We start from the raw sequence: 17,563 nt of genomic DNA, 5'->3' as shown, positions 1-17,563 counted from the left end.
GACCGTGCCCGCCCCTCCGGTCCTGGGCCTGATCCTGGCCGGCGGGCAGGCGCGGCGGATGGGCGGGGGCGACAAGCCGCTGCTGCGCCTCGACGGGCGGACCCTGCTGGAGCGGGTGGTCGAACGGCTCGGGCCGCAATGCGGGGCGGGGCTCGCCCTCAGCGCCAACGGCGACCCGGCCCGGTTTTCCGGGTTTCCCGGGCCGGTCCTGCCGGATCCGCTGCCGGATCAGCCGGGCCCGCTCGCCGGCATCCTCGCCGGGCTGGAACACGCCGCAGGACATGGGATGGCGCGGGTGGTGAGCGTGTCGGGCGACGCGCCCTTCCTGCCGGAGGATCTGGTGGCGCGGCTATGCGCGGCCGGCCCTGAATCGGGCATTGCCCTGGCTGCCTCGGGCGCGCGGCGGCACTTCACGATCGCCCTCTGGCCGACGATTCTGCGCGACGACCTGCGGGACTATCTGGGGCGCGGCGAGCGCCGCGTCGGCGCCTTCATCGACCGCCATGGCGCAGCGGTGGCGTCCTGGCCGGTCGAGCCGGTGGACCCGTTCCTCAACGTCAACACGCCAGAGGATCTGGCCGCGGCGGAAGCGCTCGGACTCAGGTCAGGATCTGAAGGCCATGTTTCTGGACGATCGTCAGGAGCTTGAGTGCCATGCCGCTGGGCTTCTTGGCGCCCGTCTCCCACTTCTCGACCGTGCTCTCGCTCGTGTTGAGATAGCGGGCGAAGACCGGCTGACTCACGTTGAGGCTTTCGCGAAGCCGCTTGATCTGAGCTGGCTCGATCGCGGGCGGCGCGGTGAGGCATGCTTCGTCGAACCAGCGCATCGTCGCCATGTCGGTCACACCAGCCTCATGGAGGGCTGCGGCGGTCGCGTGAATCGACTCGAGGGCGTCACTTTTAAATGTCCGCTTCCCCACCATCGCAGATCTCCGTGATGTGCCCGGTCGAGACGAGGCGGGCGATATCCGCCTCCGAAGTCTTCTCAAGTGCCTTGGCTAGCTGACGGAAGGCTCCCAGCTCATCGTCATCGATGTTGGCACGATCTTTCTTGGCGAAGAGGTACTGATACAGCCAATAGGAGCCGACCTTGGTCAGGATGATGCTCCGGTGTCGGTTCCGGTTCAGGCGCTTCTTGAAGACACCGCCGCCCCGGTTGTCGGCTTGGCCCTTCACGACGTCTTTGATTGCCGCGCACAAATCCCGGTCGGCAATGCCGGCCTTTCGTGCCGCCTTGGCAAACCAGGCCGGCTTGAAGGTGCGCATTCCGGTATCGGACTCGGACACCGCGCGAGGCTGGCATCCGGGTCTTGCGCGGGGCTCACCCGCGCGCCTTGCGGGGCGCGCGGGTGAGGGACGATCAGGCGGCGCCGACGGTCGCCTTCACGATCTTGTCCGGCGAGCGCGGCGGCTCGCCCTTGTTGATCGTGTCGACGACGTCCATGCCTTCCACGACCTTGCCCCACACCGTGTACTGCTTGTCGAGGAAGCGGGCGTCGTCGAAGCAGATGAAGAACTGCGAGTTCGCCGAGTGCGGGAAGTTGGTCCGCGCCATGGAGCAGGTGCCGCGCACGTGCGGCTCGGCGTTGAACTCGGCCTTCAGGTCCGGCAGGTCCGAACCGCCTGAGCCGGTGCCCGTCGGGTCGCCCGTCTGGGCCATGAACCCGTCGATCACCCGGTGGAACGGCACGCCGTCGTAGAAGCCCTGGGCGGCGAGCGTCTTGATCCGCTCGACATGGCCCGGGGCGAGGTCGGGACGCAGCGCGATGACGACGCGGCCCTTGGTGGTCTCCAGTACGATGGTCTCGTTGTCGGCCATAGTCTTTCCTTCCGGTTGGGGGAACTGTATCGGCGCGCGCCGGATCCGGCCAGCGCCCGTAACGGGTGCGACGGCCCTCAGGCCGGCGGGCGGTAGACGAAGCGGAGCGCCACCGGCCGGCCCGCGATGGCCCGGCCCAGGCCCGCTGTGATGTGGACCGGGGTGCAGCGCGCCAGGGCGTCGAGGGTGCCGCGCACCAGAGCGGTCCGCTGATCGCCCGCGGTGCCCGCCGCGTATGTGACGCGCGGCGGGCCGATCAGGCTCCCGTCGCGCCGCAGCGCGAGCCGCACGGTGATCTCGATATCGCCGGCCCCGTCGCCCGGGCGGGCGAGGCCGCCCGGCGCCTGCCAGCAGGCGGCGAGCGCCGGATAGAGCTCGGCCAGGGTGTCGGCGGGCCGCGTCGCCATCCGCGACACCGGCACCGCGATCGTCGCGCGCAGGGTCTGGGGCAGGCTCAGCGGATAGCCGCCCCCCGGCTCGTCGGCGTAGCCGTAGAAGGGGGCGCCGTCATAGGCCGCGGCGGCCGCCGGGATCAGGCTCACCAAGAGGAGCGAGGCGGCGCGCCGACCCGGCATGCGGCCGCTACTTGGCCTTCTCGGCGAGGGTCATGCTGACGATCTTGTCGGGGTCCTGCACGGCGCCGCCGGGCGCGCCGGGGGCGGCCTTCTTGATCTTGTCGAGCACGTCGAGCCCGTCCGTGACGTTGCCGACGATCGTGTACTGACCGTTCAGGAACGGCGCGTCGCCGAGGCAGATGAAGAACTGCGAGTTCGCCGAGTTCGGATCCTGCGAGCGGGCCATGCCCACGGTGCCGCGGCGGAACTGGGCCGATTGCGTGAATTCCGCCGGGATGTTCGGCAGGCTGGAGCCGCCGGTGCCGTTGCCCTTCGGATCGCCGGTCTGGGCCATGAAGCCGTCGATCACCCGGTGGAACTTGAGGCCGTTGTAGAAGCCCTGCGAGACCAGCGTCTTGATCTGCTTGACGTGCTTGGGCGCCAGGTCCGGCCGCAGCTCGATGGTGATCCGCCCGTCCTTGGTCTGGAGGTAGACGGTGTTGGCGTCGGCAGCCCAGGCCGCCGGGGCCGTGCCGAGCGTGAGGGCGAGCGCGAGGAGGGCGTGGCGTCGGTTCATCGAAGTCCTTCCAGTCTCAGGAATGGGCGGCGAAGCGCTGCCGGAGGCGCGCGGCCACGGCGGCGGGCACGAAGGGCGAGACGTCGCCCCCCATGCCGGCGATCTGGCGCACCAGCGTCGCGGTGATCGGGCGCACCTGGATCGAGGCCGGCAGGAACACGGTCTGCACCTCCGGCGCCATGGCGCCGTTCATGCCGGCAAGCTGCATCTCGTAGTCGAGGTCGGTGCCGTCGCGCAGGCCGCGGATGAACAGCGCGGCACCGCAGCGCCGGGCGGCCGAGACGGCGAGATCGTTGAAGGTCACGATCTCCAGCGTCGCGCCCTCCTCCTGCGCCACCGGCCCGCAGGTCTCGGTCAGGAGCGCCGCCCGCTCCTCGGCGGAGAACAGCGGCGCCTTGCCGGGATGCACGCCGATGGCGATCACGAGGCGGTCCACCAGCCGGCAGGCTTGGCGGACCACGTCGAGATGGCCGTTCGTGACTGGGTCGAACGAGCCGGCATAGAGGGCAGTGCGGGTCATCGCGACCCGACCTAGAGCATTTTTGCGCGGGACGGAACCTCGGGGCGGGACGGCCGGAGCCTCATGCCTCCTCGGGACCGCCCTCGATGCTGCCCTCGATGCCGGGCTCCTGCCCGGCATCGCCGTTGCTCTCGTCCTCGCCCTCGATGTGCTCCACCGAGACGACCTTCTCGTCCTTGGCGGTGTTGAACACCGTCACGCCCTGCGAGGCGCGGCCGACGATGCGGATGTCGTCGACCGGCACGCGGATCAGCTGGCCGCCATCGGTGACCAGCATGATCTGGTCCGAGGCCTCCACCGGGAAGGACGCCACGAGGCTGCCGTTGCGGGCATTGACCCGCATCGCCGTGATGCCCTTTCCGCCGCGTCCCGAGGTCCGGTACTCGAACGACGAGGAGCGCTTGCCGTAGCCCCGCTCCGACAGGGTGAGCACGTATTGCTCGGCCGCCCCCATCTCGTTGTAGCGGTCCAGCGAGATCGCCGCGGCCTCGGCGCCGTCCTCGGCCTCCGCCTCGCCGTTCTCCTCCGCCTCGCCGGTCACGGCGCGACGCATCTTCAGGTAGCCGGCGCGCTCCTCCGCGGTGGCGTCGAAGGCGTTCAGGATCGTCATCGAGATGACCCGGTCGTCCTTGGCGAGCTGGATGCCGCGCACGCCGGTCGAATCGCGGCCCTTGAAGACGCGCACGTCCTCGACGGGGAAGCGGATGCACTGGCCGAGGGCCGTGGTCAGCAGCACGTTCTGGTCCGGACGGCAGATCTCGACATGGACGATGTGGTCGCCCGGATCGAGCTTCATGGCGATCTTGCCGTTGCGGTTCACCGTGGTGAAGTCCGACAGCTTGTTGCGCCGGACGTTTCCGCTCGCGGTCGCGAACATCACGTCCAGCGTCTCCCAGGACGCCTCGTCCTCGGGCAGCGGCATGATCGTGGTGATGCGCTCGGAGGTGTCCTGCAGCTGCAGGATGTTCACCAGCGCCTTGCCGCGGGCGTTCGGGGCGGCCATCGGCAGGCGCCAGACCTTCTCCTTGTAGGCCTGGCCCTGGCTGGAGAAGAACAGCACCGGCGTGTGGGTGTTGGCCACGAACAGGCGGGTGACGAAATCCTCGTCGCGGGTCGCCATGCCGGAGCGGCCCTTGCCGCCGCGGCGCTGGGCCCGGTAGGTCGAGAGCGGCACGCGCTTGACGTAACCGGCATGCGACACGGTCACCACCATGTCCTCGCGGGCGATCAGGTCCTCGTCCTCGACGCTGCCGTCGAAGTCGACGATCTCGGTCCGGCGCGGGGTGGCGAACTGCTCGCGGACCTCGATCAGCTCCTGCTTCACGATGGTCTGGATGCGCACCCGCGAGCGCAGGATGTCGAGATAGTCGGCGATCTCGTCGGCGAGCGTCTTCAACTCGTCGCCGACCTCGTCGCGGCCCAGAGCCGTGAGGCGCTGCAGGCGCAGGTCGAGGATGGCGCGGGCCTGGGTCTCGGACAGGCGGTAGGTGCCGTCCTCGGCGACCCGGTGGCGCGGGTCGTCCACCAGGGCGATCAGCGGCGCGATGTCGTGGGCCGGCCAGTCGCGGCCCATCAGGGCCTCGCGGGCCGTGTTCGGGTCCGGCGAGGTCCGGATCAGGCGGATCACCTCGTCGATGTTGGCCACCGCGATGGCGAGGCCGCACAAGACGTGCGCCCGCTCGCGGGCCTTGCCGAGGAGGAACTTGGTCCGGCGGGAGACGACCTCCTCGCGGAAATCCACGAAGGCCTCGAGCAGGTCCTTCAGGTTCATCAGCTCGGGGCGGCCGCCGTTCAGCGCCACCATGTTGCAGCCGAAGGAGGATTGCAGCGGCGTGAACCGGTAGAGCTGGTTCAGCACCACGTCGGCCATGGCGTCGCGCTTGATCTCGACGACGATGCGCATGCCCGTCCGGTCGGATTCGTCGCGCAGGTCCGAGATGCCCTCGACGCGCTTGTCCTTCACCAGCTCGGCGATCTTCTCGACCAGCGTCGCCTTGTTCACCTGATAGGGGATCTCGGTGAAGATCAGCGCCTCGCGCTCCTTGCGCAGCTCCTCGACATGCGACTTGGCGCGCATGATCACCGAGCCGCGCCCCGTCGCGTAGGCCTGGCGCGTGCCGGCGCGGCCGAGGATCATGCCGCCGGTGGGGAAGTCCGGGCCGGGCACTATCTCGGTGAGCTGCTCGATGGTCAGGCCCGGATCGTCGATCAGGGCCACGCAGGCGTCGATCAGCTCGCCGAGATTGTGCGGCGGGATGTTGGTGGCCATGCCGACCGCGATGCCGCCGGCGCCGTTGACGAGGAGATTCGGGAAGCGGGCCGGGAGGACGGTCGGCTCCTCGCGCGACTCGTCGTAGTTCGGTCCGAAATCGACGGTGTTCTTGTCGATGTCGGTAAGCAGTGCGGTGGCGGGCTTGGCCAGCCGCGATTCGGTGTAGCGCATGGCGGCCGGCGGATCGCCGTCCACCGAGCCGAAATTGCCCTGCCCGTCGATGAGCATGAGGCGCATGGAGAAGTCCTGCGCCATCCGCACGAGGGCGTCGTAGATCGATTGGTCGCCGTGCGGGTGGTAGAGACCGATCACGTCGCCGACGATGCGCGCCGACTTGACGTATTTCCGCTCGGGCAGGTGCCCGGATTCGAAGGCGGAGTAGAGGATGCGCCGGTGGACCGGCTTGAGACCGTCCCGGGCGTCGGGAAGCGCCCGGCTCACGATCACGCTCATCGCGTAATCGAGGTAGGAGCGGCGCATCTCGTCGGTGATGGAGACGGGGCGGATGTCGCTGGCGGGCGGGGCGGCGCCAGTCGGATCGTTCTCGGCCAAGTCGATTTCCGTTCTGAGGCCCGGACGGGCGGTGCTCGCGGCGGCCAGGCGGCGCGCGATGCGCCGCAACGGCCTTACGGAAGAGCAGTGATATCAGACGGTTAAATAAGGTTTTCCGAGGCCGCCCGCAAGGTCGCCCGCGAGGCCGCGTCCCGGCCGGATCGGGCCGGGACGCGGAGGGCTTCGCTCAGTAGAACGTCACGTGCCGGGGACCGAAACGGCGGCCGTGCCAGACGTGGTGGCGGTGCCAGTGACGGCGGAAATGGTGGTGCCGGTGCCAATGGTGACGGCGGTGCCAATGGTGGCGGCGATGATGCCAGTGGCGGCGCCAATGATGGTGCCGGTGCCAGTGGCGCCGGTAGTGCCAGCGGGCCTGCTGCACGGCGGGGGCGGGCGCTGCGGCCTCGGCGCTCGCCGGGACCGGCAGGGGCGCCGCGCGCGCAGGCGCACTCGCCAGCCCGCCGAGCAGGGCGGCGAGGAGGACCAGGATTGGCCAGGGTCGCATCGTTTCTCTCCCGTGTGAGCACCCGTCCGAGTCCAGCGGATCCGGGCCGGCACGAGGCTCGCGCCGTCGCCGGAAACGGCCAAGGTCGGCAAACGGTTCGATCCGTTCTGACTGCGCAGATGCGCCGCCCTTGCGTGCGGCGGCAAAGCGCCCAGTTTCCGGACAGGCGCATCCGGGCCGTCCCCCGCCCGGTCCTTCGACGAGCCGCGTAAGACTCCCATGGCGTTCGCGTTCCCCGACTCCGTCCGCGCCCTCCTGCCGCGCCGCTTCAGGGATCGCCGTCCGCGGGTCGCCGTGGTCCGGCTCTCCGGCACCATCGGGGCGGTGTCTCCGATCCGTCCGGGCCTCTCGATCGGCGGCGTGGCGGGCAGCCTCGAGCGGGCCTTCGGGATGCCGGGGGTCAAGGCTGTGGCGCTGCTGATCAACTCGCCGGGCGGTTCACCGGCGCAGTCGCACCTGATCCACCGCCGCATCCGGGCCCTCGCCGAGGAGAAGCGTCTGCCGGTCATCGCCTTCGTGGAGGATGTCGCGGCCTCCGGCGGCTACATGATCGCCTGCGCGGCCGACGAGATCATCGCCGATCCGACCTCGATCGTCGGCTCCATCGGCGTCGTCTCGTCGGGGTTCGGCTTCCATGGCCTGCTGGAGAAGCTCGGTGTCGAGCGTCGCGTTCATACGCAGGGCGAGGCGAAGTCGATGCTCGACCCGTTCCGCCCGGAGGATCCCGCCGACGTGGAGCGCCTGAAGCGCATCCAGGCCGACGTGCAGGACCTGTTCACCGGCCTCGTCACCGCCCGGCGCCCGACCCTGGCCCGCACCGAGAACCTGTTCACCGGCGCGGTCTGGACCGGGCGGCAGGCGCTGCCCCTCGGTCTCGTCGATGCGCTCGGCGACCTGCGCACCGCGATGCGCGCCCGCTTCGGCGAGACGGTCGACCTGCGCCTCGTGGCCGAGGCCCGGGGCGGCCTCGTCTCCCGCCTGCTGCGCCGGGGCGGCGCGCCGGGCGGGATCGAACTCGCCGAGGGGGCGATGGCCGCCGTCGCGGAGCGCGCAGCCTTCGCCCGTTACGGGCTCTGAGACGGGGCCGGAGGGCTTCGCGCTTCGGTGCCCTTCGGAGATCCGCTACCGCCCGGCACGCCGTGCGGAGACGCGGGCGAGCGCCGCGAGATCCTTCTCGCCGTCGCCGTGGCTGATCGCCTCGATGAGGCCGTCGCGCAGCACGCTCGCGAAGGGCATCGGCACCCCCGCGCCCTCGGCAGCCTGGAGGGCGAGCCGCATGTCCTTGGCCCCGAGCTTGAGGAGGAAGCCCGGCGGCTCGTAGCGGTTCTGCGCGATCGAGGCGCCGTAGCCCTTGTAGACCGGCGCGGCGAACAGCGTGTTGGTCATCAGGTCGAGGAAGTCGGCGCCCGGGACGCCGTGGCCCTCTGTGAGCGCACAGGCCTCCGCCATGGCCTCGATCGCCGAGATCAGCATGAAGTTGCCGGCGAGCTTGACGGCGTTCGCCCGCGCCGGGTCGTCGCCGAAACGCCAGGTCCTGGCACCCATGGCGTCGAGGAGCGGGCCCGCGCGGTCGATCAGGGCCGCCGCCCCCGCCGTCACGATGTTGAGCTTGCCGGCCTCCGCCACGTCCGGCCGCCCGAAGACCGGCGCCGCGATGTAGGGGACGCCCGCCCGCTCGTGCACGGCAGCGAGCTGCCGGGCGAGCGCCACCGAGATCGTGCTCATGCCGATGTGCAGGCCCGGGCGCTCCGGCCGGTCGAGCAGGCCGCCGGCCATGATCACGGCTTCGAGCGCCGCGTCGTCGGCCAGCATGGTGATGACCGCGTCGCCGGCGAAGGCCTCGGCGGCGCTCGCCACCGGGGTGACGCCGTCGATGCCGCGCGCGGCCTCGGGCGAGCGGTTCCAGGCGCGGACCGTGTGACCCGCCCGCGCGAGGTTGGCGGCCATGGCGCGACCCATCCGCCCCAGTCCGATGAATCCAACGTCCATGCCTTGCTCCTCGACGCGCTCTGCCGCCTGCCAACCTGGGTGCCCCCGCGCGGCGGTCAACGGCGCCCGGCCGGATTTGCGCCGATCGCCGGCCGTGGCAAGCTCGACCCATGCTGCAGAATCGCATCACCGACATCCCCGGCCTGCGGGTCGGTCACGCCACCGATCTGCGGCTTGCGAGCGGCGTCACGGCGATCCTGTTCGACGATCCGGTGGTCGCCTCCGTCGACGTGCGCGGCGGCGGGCCGGGCACCCGCGAGACCGACCTGCTCGATCCCGAACGTACCGTGGAACGGATCGACGCCCTCGTCCTGTCCGGGGGCTCGGCCTTCGGTCTCGACGCGGCGGCCGGGGTGACGGCGTGGCTCGCCGAAGCCGGGCGCGGCTTCCCGGTCGGCGGCATGCGGGTGCCGATCGTTCCCGGCGCGATCCTGTTCGATTTGCCCAACGGCGGCGACAAGGCCTGGGGGCGCTACCCGCCCTACCGCGAGCTGGGCTTCGCGGCCGCCGCGGCTGCGGCCGCGGACTTCGCCCTCGGCTCCGTCGGGGCCGGGACCGGCGCGCGCACGGGTCGGCTCAAGGGCGGGATCGGATCTGCCTCGGCGCGGGTACCGGGCACGGACTTCCGGGTCGGGGCCCTCGCTGCCGTGAACGCCTTCGGCAACGCGACCGTCGGCGACGGCCCGCATTTCTGGGCCGCGCCCTTTGAGGAGGGTGACGAGTTCGGCGGCCTGGGCGCGCCGGCCCATGTTCCCGCCGAAGCCCACGCCTTCCCGATGCGCGCGCTGCCCGGCGCCGCCACGACGCTCGCCGTGGTGGCGACCGACGCGGCGCTGACCAAGGCGCAGTGCCGGCGCCTCGCGGTGGCGGCGCAGGACGGCCTCGCCCGCGCCCTCGTGCCGGCCCATACGCCGCTCGACGGCGATCTGGTCTTCGCCGTGGCGACCGGCGCCGTGCCCCTCGCCGACCCGGTGGTGGACCTCGCTCGCCTCGGAGATGTCGCCGCGCGGGTCCTGGCCCGGACCGTGGCGCGCGGGGTGTTCGCCGCGACGAGCCTGCCGGGGCTCGCGCCGTCGCCGCCCCTGGCGGGTGCGGGGCTTCCGCCGGCCTGGCGCGACCTCTACGGCGCCTGATCCGCCATGCCCGCTCCGGAACGAAGCGGCAGGACCGGGGTTACAGGGCGCGGCCGAAGGCCGTGTCGTGGCTCGGATCGCGCCGGGCCGCGACCTGTGCCAAACGGGAGGAGTCCTCATGAAAATGACCGGCCTGATCATCGCCGCGTCCGTCGCACTGTTCGCCGGCGGCGCCCAGGCGATGCCCGTGGCGCCGCTGTCCGGCGGCGACGCCTCGGTCACCCTCGTGCGCGGCGGGTGCGGGTTCGGCGCGCATAGCGGGCCGTATGGCGGCTGCCGCCTGAACCGCGGTCCGCGTGGTGCGATGCGCCGCGCCATGACCGGCGCGCCCCGCGGCTGCCCGCCCGGCCTCTACCGCGGCCCGCGGGGCTTCTGCCACCGCTGAGCGATGGCGTCGGTGCCGCCCGCCGGGGCGGCGCCGACGCACGACGGCGTCGGGTCCGACTGGAGTGCCCCCGGGGCGAGCGGAACGGAACCGCACGCTGCGAGACGCCGGGAGGCTCGGACCCGCGTGGCGGCTCGGACGCGGCCCCGAGCCCGGGGCTTACTGCGGGACCGGTGTCTTGCGGCCCGCGTGCCATGTCGGCGGCGGTGCCGGTCCCCGCGCTCAGGCCGGTCGTTTCGGTCTCGAGGCGGCGCGTCTGCGTGGAGGCCGGCTCGGGCGTCTTCTGCGGATCGGTGGCCCGCCTTCTGAGGAGCCGAGCGGGACCGACGGTCCGACCGACTTCAGAGAGCGCCGCTCGCCCTTGCGGGCGGCGGCGATGACGATGGTCGTTCCGGGCGCCCGATCAGGTAACCCTGGACGGCATCGCAGCCCAGTCGCCTGAGAAGCGCCAGTTGATCCGCATCCTCGACCCCTTCGGCAAGGGTGAGGATGTTCATGTCGCGGCCCATCTGGGTGATCGCCTTGATCACCGCCATCGAGTGGTTGTCCGTCAGTGCGGCCGCTACGAAGCTGCGATCGATCTTGATCCGGTCCAGAGGCAGATCGCGCAGGTGAGCGAGGGACGAGTAGCCGGTCCCGAAATCATCCATCGCGATTTTGAGACCGAGCTGGCGCAGGGCGGAGAGGGTGTGGGCGATCTGACGCCCGTCCTCGACCAGCGCCGTCTCCGTCAACTCGATCTCCAATCGGTGCGGCGGCAACCCGCTCTCGGCCAGAGCTGCGGTGATGTGGGCGAGAAGCATCGGCGAGCGGAACTGGACGGCCGACACGTTCACGGCGACATGCTGATGCGGCTGCCAGCGGGTGGCTTGGCGGCACGCCTCGCCCAGCACCCAGGTCCCGATCGGCACAATCAGCCCCGTCTCCTCCGCCACCGGGATGAAGCTTGCCGGCGCGACGAGACCCCGCGTCGGATGCTGCCACCGGATCAGCGCCTCGAAGCCGACGACAGCGTCATCGGCGAGCGCCATGATGGGCTGGTAGGCGAGATGAAACTGCCCCTCCGTCAAGGCGATCCGGATGTCGTTCTCCAGGGTGTGGCGCTCGGCGACGGCCTCCATCATGCCCGACGCGTAATGCGCCGCGCGTCCTCGTCCGTGACGCTTCGCCTCGTACAGAGCGATGTCGGCGCGCTGCAGCAGCTCTTCCGGACTCGACCGATCCGCGTTGTCGCTCAAGCCGATGCTGCAACCGACCATGACCGTGAGGTCGTTGAAGGCGTAGGGCTTCTCGACGTCCACGATGATGTCTTCGGCCAGGCGGCTCGCTGCATCGGCATCCGCCTGTGTGACCACGGCCATCTCGTCGCCGCCCAGGCGCGCCACGAACCCTGACGCGCCCGCTAGGGCGCGCAGGCGCGTGGCAACGGTGACGAGCAGGCGATCGCCGACGCCGTGACCGAACGTGTCGTTGACCGCCTTGAACCGATCGAGATCGATCAGCAGGAGCGTGAAGGCCTGTCCGGTCTCATGAACGAGCGCCATGTGTTCGATGAGCGAGCGGCGATTTGCCAGACCCGTGAGGGGATCACGGTAGGCGAGGTGCAGGATCTCTCGCTGCGCCTGCTTCTCCCGCGAAACATCGTCGAAGGTCAGCACCGCGCCATCGTCGATGGGCTGACAGGCGATGGACAGGATCCGGCCGTCGTCGAACGTATGCTCGACGAGCGTCTCCTCGCTCCGGGCCATCCAGGTCCGATGATTCGACAGCACCCGCGCGATGCGGGTTTCGTCCCAGGCATTGGCGCGGCCGGTCACATCCAGAAACGTCGATAAGCTCATGCCTCGGGCCATGCTTCCCGGCGGCAGGTTGAGCATCGTGCACAGTTTCTCGTTGTACAACTCGACGACTTCGGCGCCGGAAACCTTCAGGATCCCGTTCGACATGTTCTGCAATGTCGTCGCCAGGATTCGCGCGTGCGTGGCCTCCTGCCCCTCGAAGCGCTTGGCAACCAGCAGGGCGAGCAATGTGCCGAGCAGGAGGATGGCGGCGCCCGTCGCGGCGAGAGCAGCGAGTTGGACCTGCATGATCGGCAGGAGCTGATCGGACCGCGCTCCGACCAGCGTGGTGCCGGCGATGGAGATGAAGTGCGTGCCGCAGACCGCGGACACGATGAGAAACAGGGTGACGAGCGGTGGACGGGCATGTCGCGCCACGGTCCGAGCCAACGCCATACAGATGCCGCCGATCAGGCTGGCCAGGATGTCGAGGTCGGGCGATTGCGTTTGGCTGCAGCCCCTCAACGCGGCCATGCCGATGAGGTGCATGCCGCCGATCCCCAAGCCCGCCGCCGCGCCGGCTGCTGCGCGCGTCCATGTCCGCGCGCATTGCGTCGACAGGGCCAGCGGCCCGCCGACCGCGACAATGGCCACGGCCGCTGAGCCCAGGGTCGTCGCCGCCTCGTAATTCAGAAGGAGGTCGGTCCGGTACCCGAGCATCGCGACGAAGTGGGTGGTCCAAACGCCGGTCCCGGCAACCACGGCCGTTCCGAGTTGCCAGCGCCTCCTGACACGCGCCGAAGCGCTCTCCGCTTGCCGGATGAAGTGGACGAGCAGCCACGCACTGAAAAAGCAGATGACCATCGCCGCCAGGGCGAAACCGGCCGCCTGACTGTCCAGAAGGGCTGCGACGAAGAGATCCATAGGATCATCATGCACCACAAAGATGTGCGCAAACTAAATCATCATCGTGAAGAATTCTCTGGGCGTGCCCCCATAGACAGCCGGGTGTAACAACCAAAAATTGAAGGTGTCGGGCAAGCTCGGATGTCCTGCCGAACGGCGCCAAAATCTGACGGTTTCGACCGCCGGAGCTCCGAGCCTCCACGACGTCGAAGCTCCGGGCGTGAACGCGGACGATTCGTTGCTCCGGAATACTCAGGAATACGGACAGACGCCCATACCGTCGGTACTAGGCCGGAAGAATGGTTTCGCGCTTCGCGATGTCTCGACTTGTTCTCGAAGAAATGATCGGTCTCAATTTTCGTGAGAAGGCCTATCGCGCCGCCTGTGACATAGCGAATGCCGCGCCGGATCCGGCAGGTTTGGCCGGACCACGGAGTGTCGCGACGGCCTGGCTCTTTTGCCTGTCGCTATAAGGCATTTGTTGGCCGAACTTATAGTATTAAAGCCTAGTTGTTGTATTGAATGTCGAGCATTCGTCGTGTGGATGTGATCGCCGCGCGGGCGGCTGGAACGGCGACGTTGATGCGCGAGCCGGATCCTTGCCGGGACGCCAATCGCGCCGATGCGCGATGGCGTGTGATTGGCCCGGATCTACAAAAGATCTTCGCCGTCCCCACCGTGCTCAGGGCCTGACCGGCGCAGGCGTGATGCTGCTTCCGCCTGCGGGTCGTCCCGCACGGGCAGTGTCACGGCATCCCGGTCGATGCTGCCCGCGCCGTCCTCGCGCGGCCAAGCGAACCACGACCGAATGCGGCCTCCCGGTGTCGCGCAATCGGAGGACTTCGCCGCGCCCGCGAGGGGGCGGCGGCGTCTCACACCTCGGCGCGGGCCTCCTCCAGCAACTGCGCCAGCCCGGCATCCACCTCTGCGGCCAGCATCCGGCGCTCGGCGTCGGTGAGATCCTTGGCCCAGGCCCCGCTGCCGAACCCCTCCGTGCAGCGCGCCCGCTCGGAGGCGAAATAGGCTTCGGTCTCGGCCGGCCGCGTCTTCATGGCGTGGACGAGGCCGAACCACGCCGCCCGCTCCACCACCGCCAGCCGTGCCCGCAGGCGGATGGACACCGCCTTGTCCGCATCGATCCCGGAATCGCTCATGGTCTCTCTCCCCCCTCCTGCTCCGCGAGCTGCGCGAGCAGGCCCTGAAGCTGACCCGGAACCGGCTCGTTCGCCGAACGCGCGTAGAGGACGCGCAGTTGCCGGCCGATCTCCGCGAGGCTCATGGAGCCCTTGGCGATCACCCGGTCGGCCTGCCGGTTCAGGCTCTCCTTCTCGGCGGTGGTGATCTCCTTGGCGGTCAGCACCACCACGGGCACGTCGCCATCGGGCCGCGAGCGGAGCGCCCGCAGGAAGCCGAACCCGTCCATCTCGGGCATCATCAGGTCGAGCAGGATCAGGCTCGGCCGGGCCTGGCTGAAGCGTTCCAGGGCGATCCGGCCGTTCTCCGCCTCGTCGACGGTCCAGCCCTCCCGGCCGAGGGAGCGGCGCAGGCGCTCCCGGGCATCCGCATCGTCATCCACCACGAGGACCCGTGCCTCGTTCGGCGCCTCGGGCCGGTAGCGCTCCATCAGGCCCTTGAGCCGGTCCCAGTCGATCGGCTTGACGAAATAGTCGGTGGCGCCGAGCGCCTGGCCGAGCCCCTGCTCGGCCACCACCGAGGTCATGATCACCGGGGTCCCGGCCAGTTCGGGATCGTTGCGCACGGCGTGAAGCACCGCCCAGCCGTCCATGCGGGGCATCTCGACGTCGAGCAGGATCGCCCGCGGCCGGAGCGCCCGGGCGAGCGTCAGGCCGGCGCGGCCGTCATTGGCGCTGCGGACGTGGAAGCCCTCGCGCTCCAGGAAGCGCTGGAGCAGCTCCCGGGCGGCCGGATCGTCGTCGACCAGCAGCACCGTCTCGTGCTCCTCGTGCGGCTCCACCGGCGTGAGAGCCTCGGCCTCGGCCGTCGGCGCATCTTCGGGGCTCAGGATCGCGGGCAGGCGGACCGTGAAGGTCGCCCCCGCCCCCGGAACGCTGGTGACGCCGATGTCGCCGCCCATCGCCTCGCAGAAGGCGCGGGTGATGGCGAGCCCGAGACCCGTGCCGCCGAACTGGCGGGTGGTCGAGTCGTCGGCCTGGACGAAGCGCTCGAACAGCCGCCCGATCTGGGTCTCGGTCATGCCGATCCCGGTATCGGCGACCGCGAAGGACAGCCAGTCCGCCCCCTCTTCCCGGTGCCGCCGCACCGTCAGGGTGATCGTCCCCTTCTCGGTGAACTTGGCGGCGTTGCCGAGCAGGTTCACGAGGCACTGGCGGATCTTGGTCTGATCCTGGTGCATGGACCCGAGATCGGCGCCCGCCCCTTCGCCGGCATCGAGGACGAAGCGGTTGCCCTTCTTCTCCATCAGTGAACCGGTGGAATCGCCGACATCGCGGAGCAGGTCCGCCACCGCGAAGGTCTCGGCCGAGGCGGTCATGCGGCCGGCCTCGATCTTCGAGATGTCGAGGACGTCGTTGATCAGCGACAGCAGGTGGCGCGCGGCCGCCTCGATCTTGCGCAGGTCGGGCAGGAGGGCGGCCTGGCCGATATCCTCCAGCTCCTCGCCGAGCATCTCGGAATAGCCGATCACCGCCGAGAGCGGCGTGCGCAGCTCGTGGCTCATGTTGGCGATGAACTGGCTTTTCGCCCGGTTGGCCGCCTCGGCGGCCTGGCGGGCGCGCTCCACCGCCTCCTCGGCCTCCTTCCGGTCGGTGACGTCGACGCAGGTGCCGACCCATTCCCGGAGGGAACCGTCCTCCGCGAGGACCGGCACGCCGCGCACCTCCATGGTGCGCCAAGCCCCGTCGTGGCGGCGCAGCCGGTACTCGACCTCGTAGAGCGCCCGCGCCTCCACGGAGGCGGCCCAGGCATCGGCCGCGTGACCCCGGTCCTCGGGATGGACGGCGTCCAGCCAGCCCCAGCCCTGGTAGGCCTCCTCGGTCTGGCCGGTATAGATGCTCCAGCGGACCTGCGGCGGCATCAGCTCGCCCGCCGCGTTGGTGTTCCAGATCACCGCCGCCGAGGCGTCGACCAGCGCCCGGAACCGCTGCTCGGAATGGCGCAGGCGCTCCTCGATGGCGCGGCGGCCGGTGATGTCGGTGTTGGTCCCGTACCAGCGCAGGATCCGCCCGGATTCGTCCCGATGCGGCAGCGCCTTCGACAGGAACCAGCGATAGGTCCCGTCCTGCCCGCGCAGGGGGAACGTGTCCTCCCAGGACCGGCCCAGGGTGATCGCGGCCCGGTAGCGCTCGGTGACCGCCTCGACGTGATCCGGGTGATGGACCGTGCGCCAGCCCCATCCCCGCATGTCCTCGAGGGACGTGCCGGTGAAATCGTACCAGCGCTGATTGTACCAGATGATCGTGCCGTCAGCCTCGGCGATCCAGGCGAGCTGCGGCAGCGTCTCGGCGAGGTTGCGGTAATCGGCATCCGTGACGGATCCTGGGCCGCTCTCAGTCTCGCTCATCGACCCGACGCTGTCCCGTCATCCGCCCCAGCGGCGGCCTATACCAGTATTCCTTATACACGCATCGCGTCCGGATCCGACCGCGGCGACGCCGCGGCCGGCAGGCGGCGAAACCGCAGGGCGTCCACCGTGTAGAGCGCGAGCGCCACCCAGATCAGCGCCAGCATGAGCGCCCGGTGCGGCTCGACGTGCTCGCCGTAGACGAGGACGCTGAGGAGAAGCAGGCAGGTGGGCGCCACGTATTGCAGCAGGCCGAGGGTGGTGAGCCGCAGGCGCACCGCCGCGGCGGCGAACCAGATCAGCGGCAGCGCGGTGGTCAGGCCCGTGAGCATCAGGAGCGCGCGGTCGCCCGGCGCGGACGGCAGGAACGGCTCGGGCGAGAGGACGAGCCAGACGATGGCGGCCGGCAGGAGCAGGAGGGTCTCGGCCAGGAATCCGACCAGCGCGTCGACGGCGACGATCTTCCGGGCGAGCCCGTAGAGCGCGAAGCTCACCGCCAGCGACAGCGACATCAGGGGCAGCTCACCGGCCCAGACCACCGCGACGGCGACGCCCGTCGCGGCGATGCCGATGGCCAGCGCCTGCGCCGGCCGCAGCCGTTCGCCCAGCACCACCCGCCCGAACGCCACGCTGACCAGGGGATTGATGTAGTAGCCGAGGCTCGCGTCGAGCAGGTGCCCGCTGCTGACCGCGTAGAGGTAGAGCAGCCAGTTCACGCCGATCATGGCCGCCGAGAGCAGCAGGAGTGCGTGCCGCTTGCGCAGCGGGAACGGCAGGTTCAGGCGGTGGCGCGCCGCGAGGACCAGCGCCAACGCGCCGGCGAATAGGCTCGACCAGACGATGCGCTCCGCCAGGATATGATACGGGGTGTAGGCCCCGAGCATCCGGAAATGCACCGGAACCAGGAGGCCCCAGCTCAGATAGGCGGCGAGCGCGTAGACGAGGCCCACGGCGTCCTCCCGGTCGACCCGGATGGGCGGCCGGGTCGGCGGGCTTTAGCGTGCCGGGCCAGTCCCTGTCAGGGGGTGCCGC

General features: G+C 70.2%; 17 protein-coding genes. 4 read left to right on the top strand and 13 right to left on the bottom strand.

The features are described 5' to 3' along the window. Nucleotides 1-4 precede the first annotated feature (4 nt). Nucleotides 5-649, top strand: coding sequence for a molybdenum cofactor guanylyltransferase MobA (gene mobA, locus PQI07_RS20830; RefSeq protein ID WP_081948698.1), 645 nt, complete (start codon nt 5-7; stop codon nt 647-649). Here the strand turns inward: mobA and PQI07_RS20825 are convergent. The 8 genes from PQI07_RS20825 to PQI07_RS20790 all read right to left on the bottom strand — a co-directional run bounded on the left by PQI07_RS20825 (nt 600) and on the right by PQI07_RS20790 (nt 6,799). Beyond that, nucleotides 600-923, bottom strand: a complete 324-nt coding sequence (locus tag PQI07_RS20825; RefSeq protein ID WP_274927312.1) for a helix-turn-helix domain-containing protein — start codon at nt 921-923, stop codon at nt 600-602. The two genes, mobA and PQI07_RS20825, sit on opposite strands and share 50 nt — an antisense overlap. Next, nucleotides 901-1,266 carry a type II toxin-antitoxin system RelE/ParE family toxin gene (locus PQI07_RS20820; protein WP_274927311.1) on the bottom strand — a complete coding sequence of 122 codons (366 nt, stop codon included), beginning with the start codon at nt 1,264-1,266 and terminating at the stop codon, nt 901-903. The genes PQI07_RS20825 and PQI07_RS20820 overlap by 23 nt, the downstream gene beginning before the upstream one ends. A 94-nt stretch (nt 1,267-1,360) precedes the next feature. Next, a complete protein-coding gene (locus PQI07_RS20815; protein ID WP_043352288.1) occupies nt 1,361-1,819 on the bottom strand; it encodes a peptidylprolyl isomerase in 459 nt (152 codons plus the stop codon). Nucleotides 1,820-1,896: 77 nt separating this feature from the next. After that, entirely contained in the window at nt 1,897-2,394 is a 498-nt protein-coding gene (locus tag PQI07_RS20810) for a UCP034077 family protein (protein ID WP_043757380.1), read from the bottom strand. Nucleotides 2,395-2,401: 7 nt separating this feature from the next. Then, nucleotides 2,402-2,950, bottom strand: a complete 549-nt coding sequence (locus tag PQI07_RS20805; RefSeq protein WP_043352284.1) for a peptidylprolyl isomerase — start codon at nt 2,948-2,950, stop codon at nt 2,402-2,404. A gap of 16 nt (nt 2,951-2,966) precedes the next feature. Beyond that, nucleotides 2,967-3,470 carry a pantetheine-phosphate adenylyltransferase gene (gene coaD, locus PQI07_RS20800; protein WP_043352282.1) on the bottom strand — a complete coding sequence of 168 codons (504 nt, stop codon included), beginning with the start codon at nt 3,468-3,470 and terminating at the stop codon, nt 2,967-2,969. 61 nt (nt 3,471-3,531) lie between these two features. Next, nucleotides 3,532-6,294, bottom strand: coding sequence for a DNA gyrase subunit A (gyrA, locus tag PQI07_RS20795; RefSeq protein WP_274927310.1), 2,763 nt, complete (start codon nt 6,292-6,294; stop codon nt 3,532-3,534). A gap of 187 nt (nt 6,295-6,481) precedes the next feature. Continuing rightward, entirely contained in the window at nt 6,482-6,799 is a 318-nt protein-coding gene (locus tag PQI07_RS20790) for a hypothetical protein (protein ID WP_078947154.1), read from the bottom strand. A 219-nt stretch (nt 6,800-7,018) separates the two neighbouring features. Between PQI07_RS20790 and PQI07_RS20785 the strand changes: the two genes are divergently transcribed. Further along, entirely contained in the window at nt 7,019-7,876 is an 858-nt protein-coding gene (locus PQI07_RS20785) for a S49 family peptidase (protein ID WP_053609794.1), read from the top strand. A 45-nt stretch (nt 7,877-7,921) separates the two neighbouring features. On the opposite strand, the gene PQI07_RS20780 is transcribed toward PQI07_RS20785, so the two are convergent. Beyond that, nucleotides 7,922-8,848, bottom strand: coding sequence for an NAD(P)-dependent oxidoreductase (locus tag PQI07_RS20780; RefSeq protein WP_342462542.1), 927 nt, complete (start codon nt 8,846-8,848; stop codon nt 7,922-7,924). Between the two features lie 50 nt (nt 8,849-8,898). Between PQI07_RS20780 and PQI07_RS20775 the strand changes: the two genes are divergently transcribed. After that, a complete protein-coding gene (locus tag PQI07_RS20775) occupies nt 8,899-9,921 on the top strand; it encodes a P1 family peptidase (protein ID WP_043352274.1) in 1,023 nt (340 codons plus the stop codon). 118 nt (nt 9,922-10,039) lie between these two features. Then, nucleotides 10,040-10,306: a GCG_CRPN prefix-to-repeats domain-containing protein gene (locus PQI07_RS20770; protein WP_274927308.1), complete on the top strand. Its 267-nt coding sequence runs from the start codon at nt 10,040-10,042 to the stop codon at nt 10,304-10,306. 341 nt (nt 10,307-10,647) lie between these two features. Here PQI07_RS20770 and PQI07_RS20765 read toward each other — a convergent pair whose 3' ends face one another. The 4 genes from PQI07_RS20765 to rarD form a co-directional block, all read right to left on the bottom strand. Continuing rightward, nucleotides 10,648-13,008, bottom strand: coding sequence for a bifunctional diguanylate cyclase/phosphodiesterase (locus PQI07_RS20765; protein WP_274927307.1), 2,361 nt, complete (start codon nt 13,006-13,008; stop codon nt 10,648-10,650). An 854-nt stretch (nt 13,009-13,862) separates the two neighbouring features. Beyond that, on the bottom strand, nt 13,863-14,144 hold the full coding sequence (locus PQI07_RS20760; RefSeq protein ID WP_043757390.1) for a hypothetical protein: 282 nt from the start codon (nt 14,142-14,144) through the stop codon (nt 13,863-13,865). Beyond that, nucleotides 14,141-16,531, bottom strand: coding sequence for a PAS domain-containing hybrid sensor histidine kinase/response regulator (locus PQI07_RS20755; RefSeq protein ID WP_274927306.1), 2,391 nt, complete (start codon nt 16,529-16,531; stop codon nt 14,141-14,143). The genes PQI07_RS20760 and PQI07_RS20755 overlap by 4 nt, the downstream gene beginning before the upstream one ends. Before the next feature lie 53 nt (nt 16,532-16,584). Further along, nucleotides 16,585-17,481 (bottom strand): EamA family transporter RarD, encoded by an 897-nt coding sequence (rarD, locus tag PQI07_RS20750; protein ID WP_043352599.1) that lies wholly within the window; start codon nt 17,479-17,481, stop codon nt 16,585-16,587. Nucleotides 17,482-17,563: the final 82 nt, after the last annotated feature.

This window comes from Methylobacterium sp. 092160098-2 (assembly GCF_028920805.1).
Lineage (GTDB): Bacteria > Pseudomonadota > Alphaproteobacteria > Rhizobiales > Beijerinckiaceae > Methylobacterium > Methylobacterium fujisawaense.
This window is presented reverse-complemented; position numbering and strand designations above follow the sequence as displayed.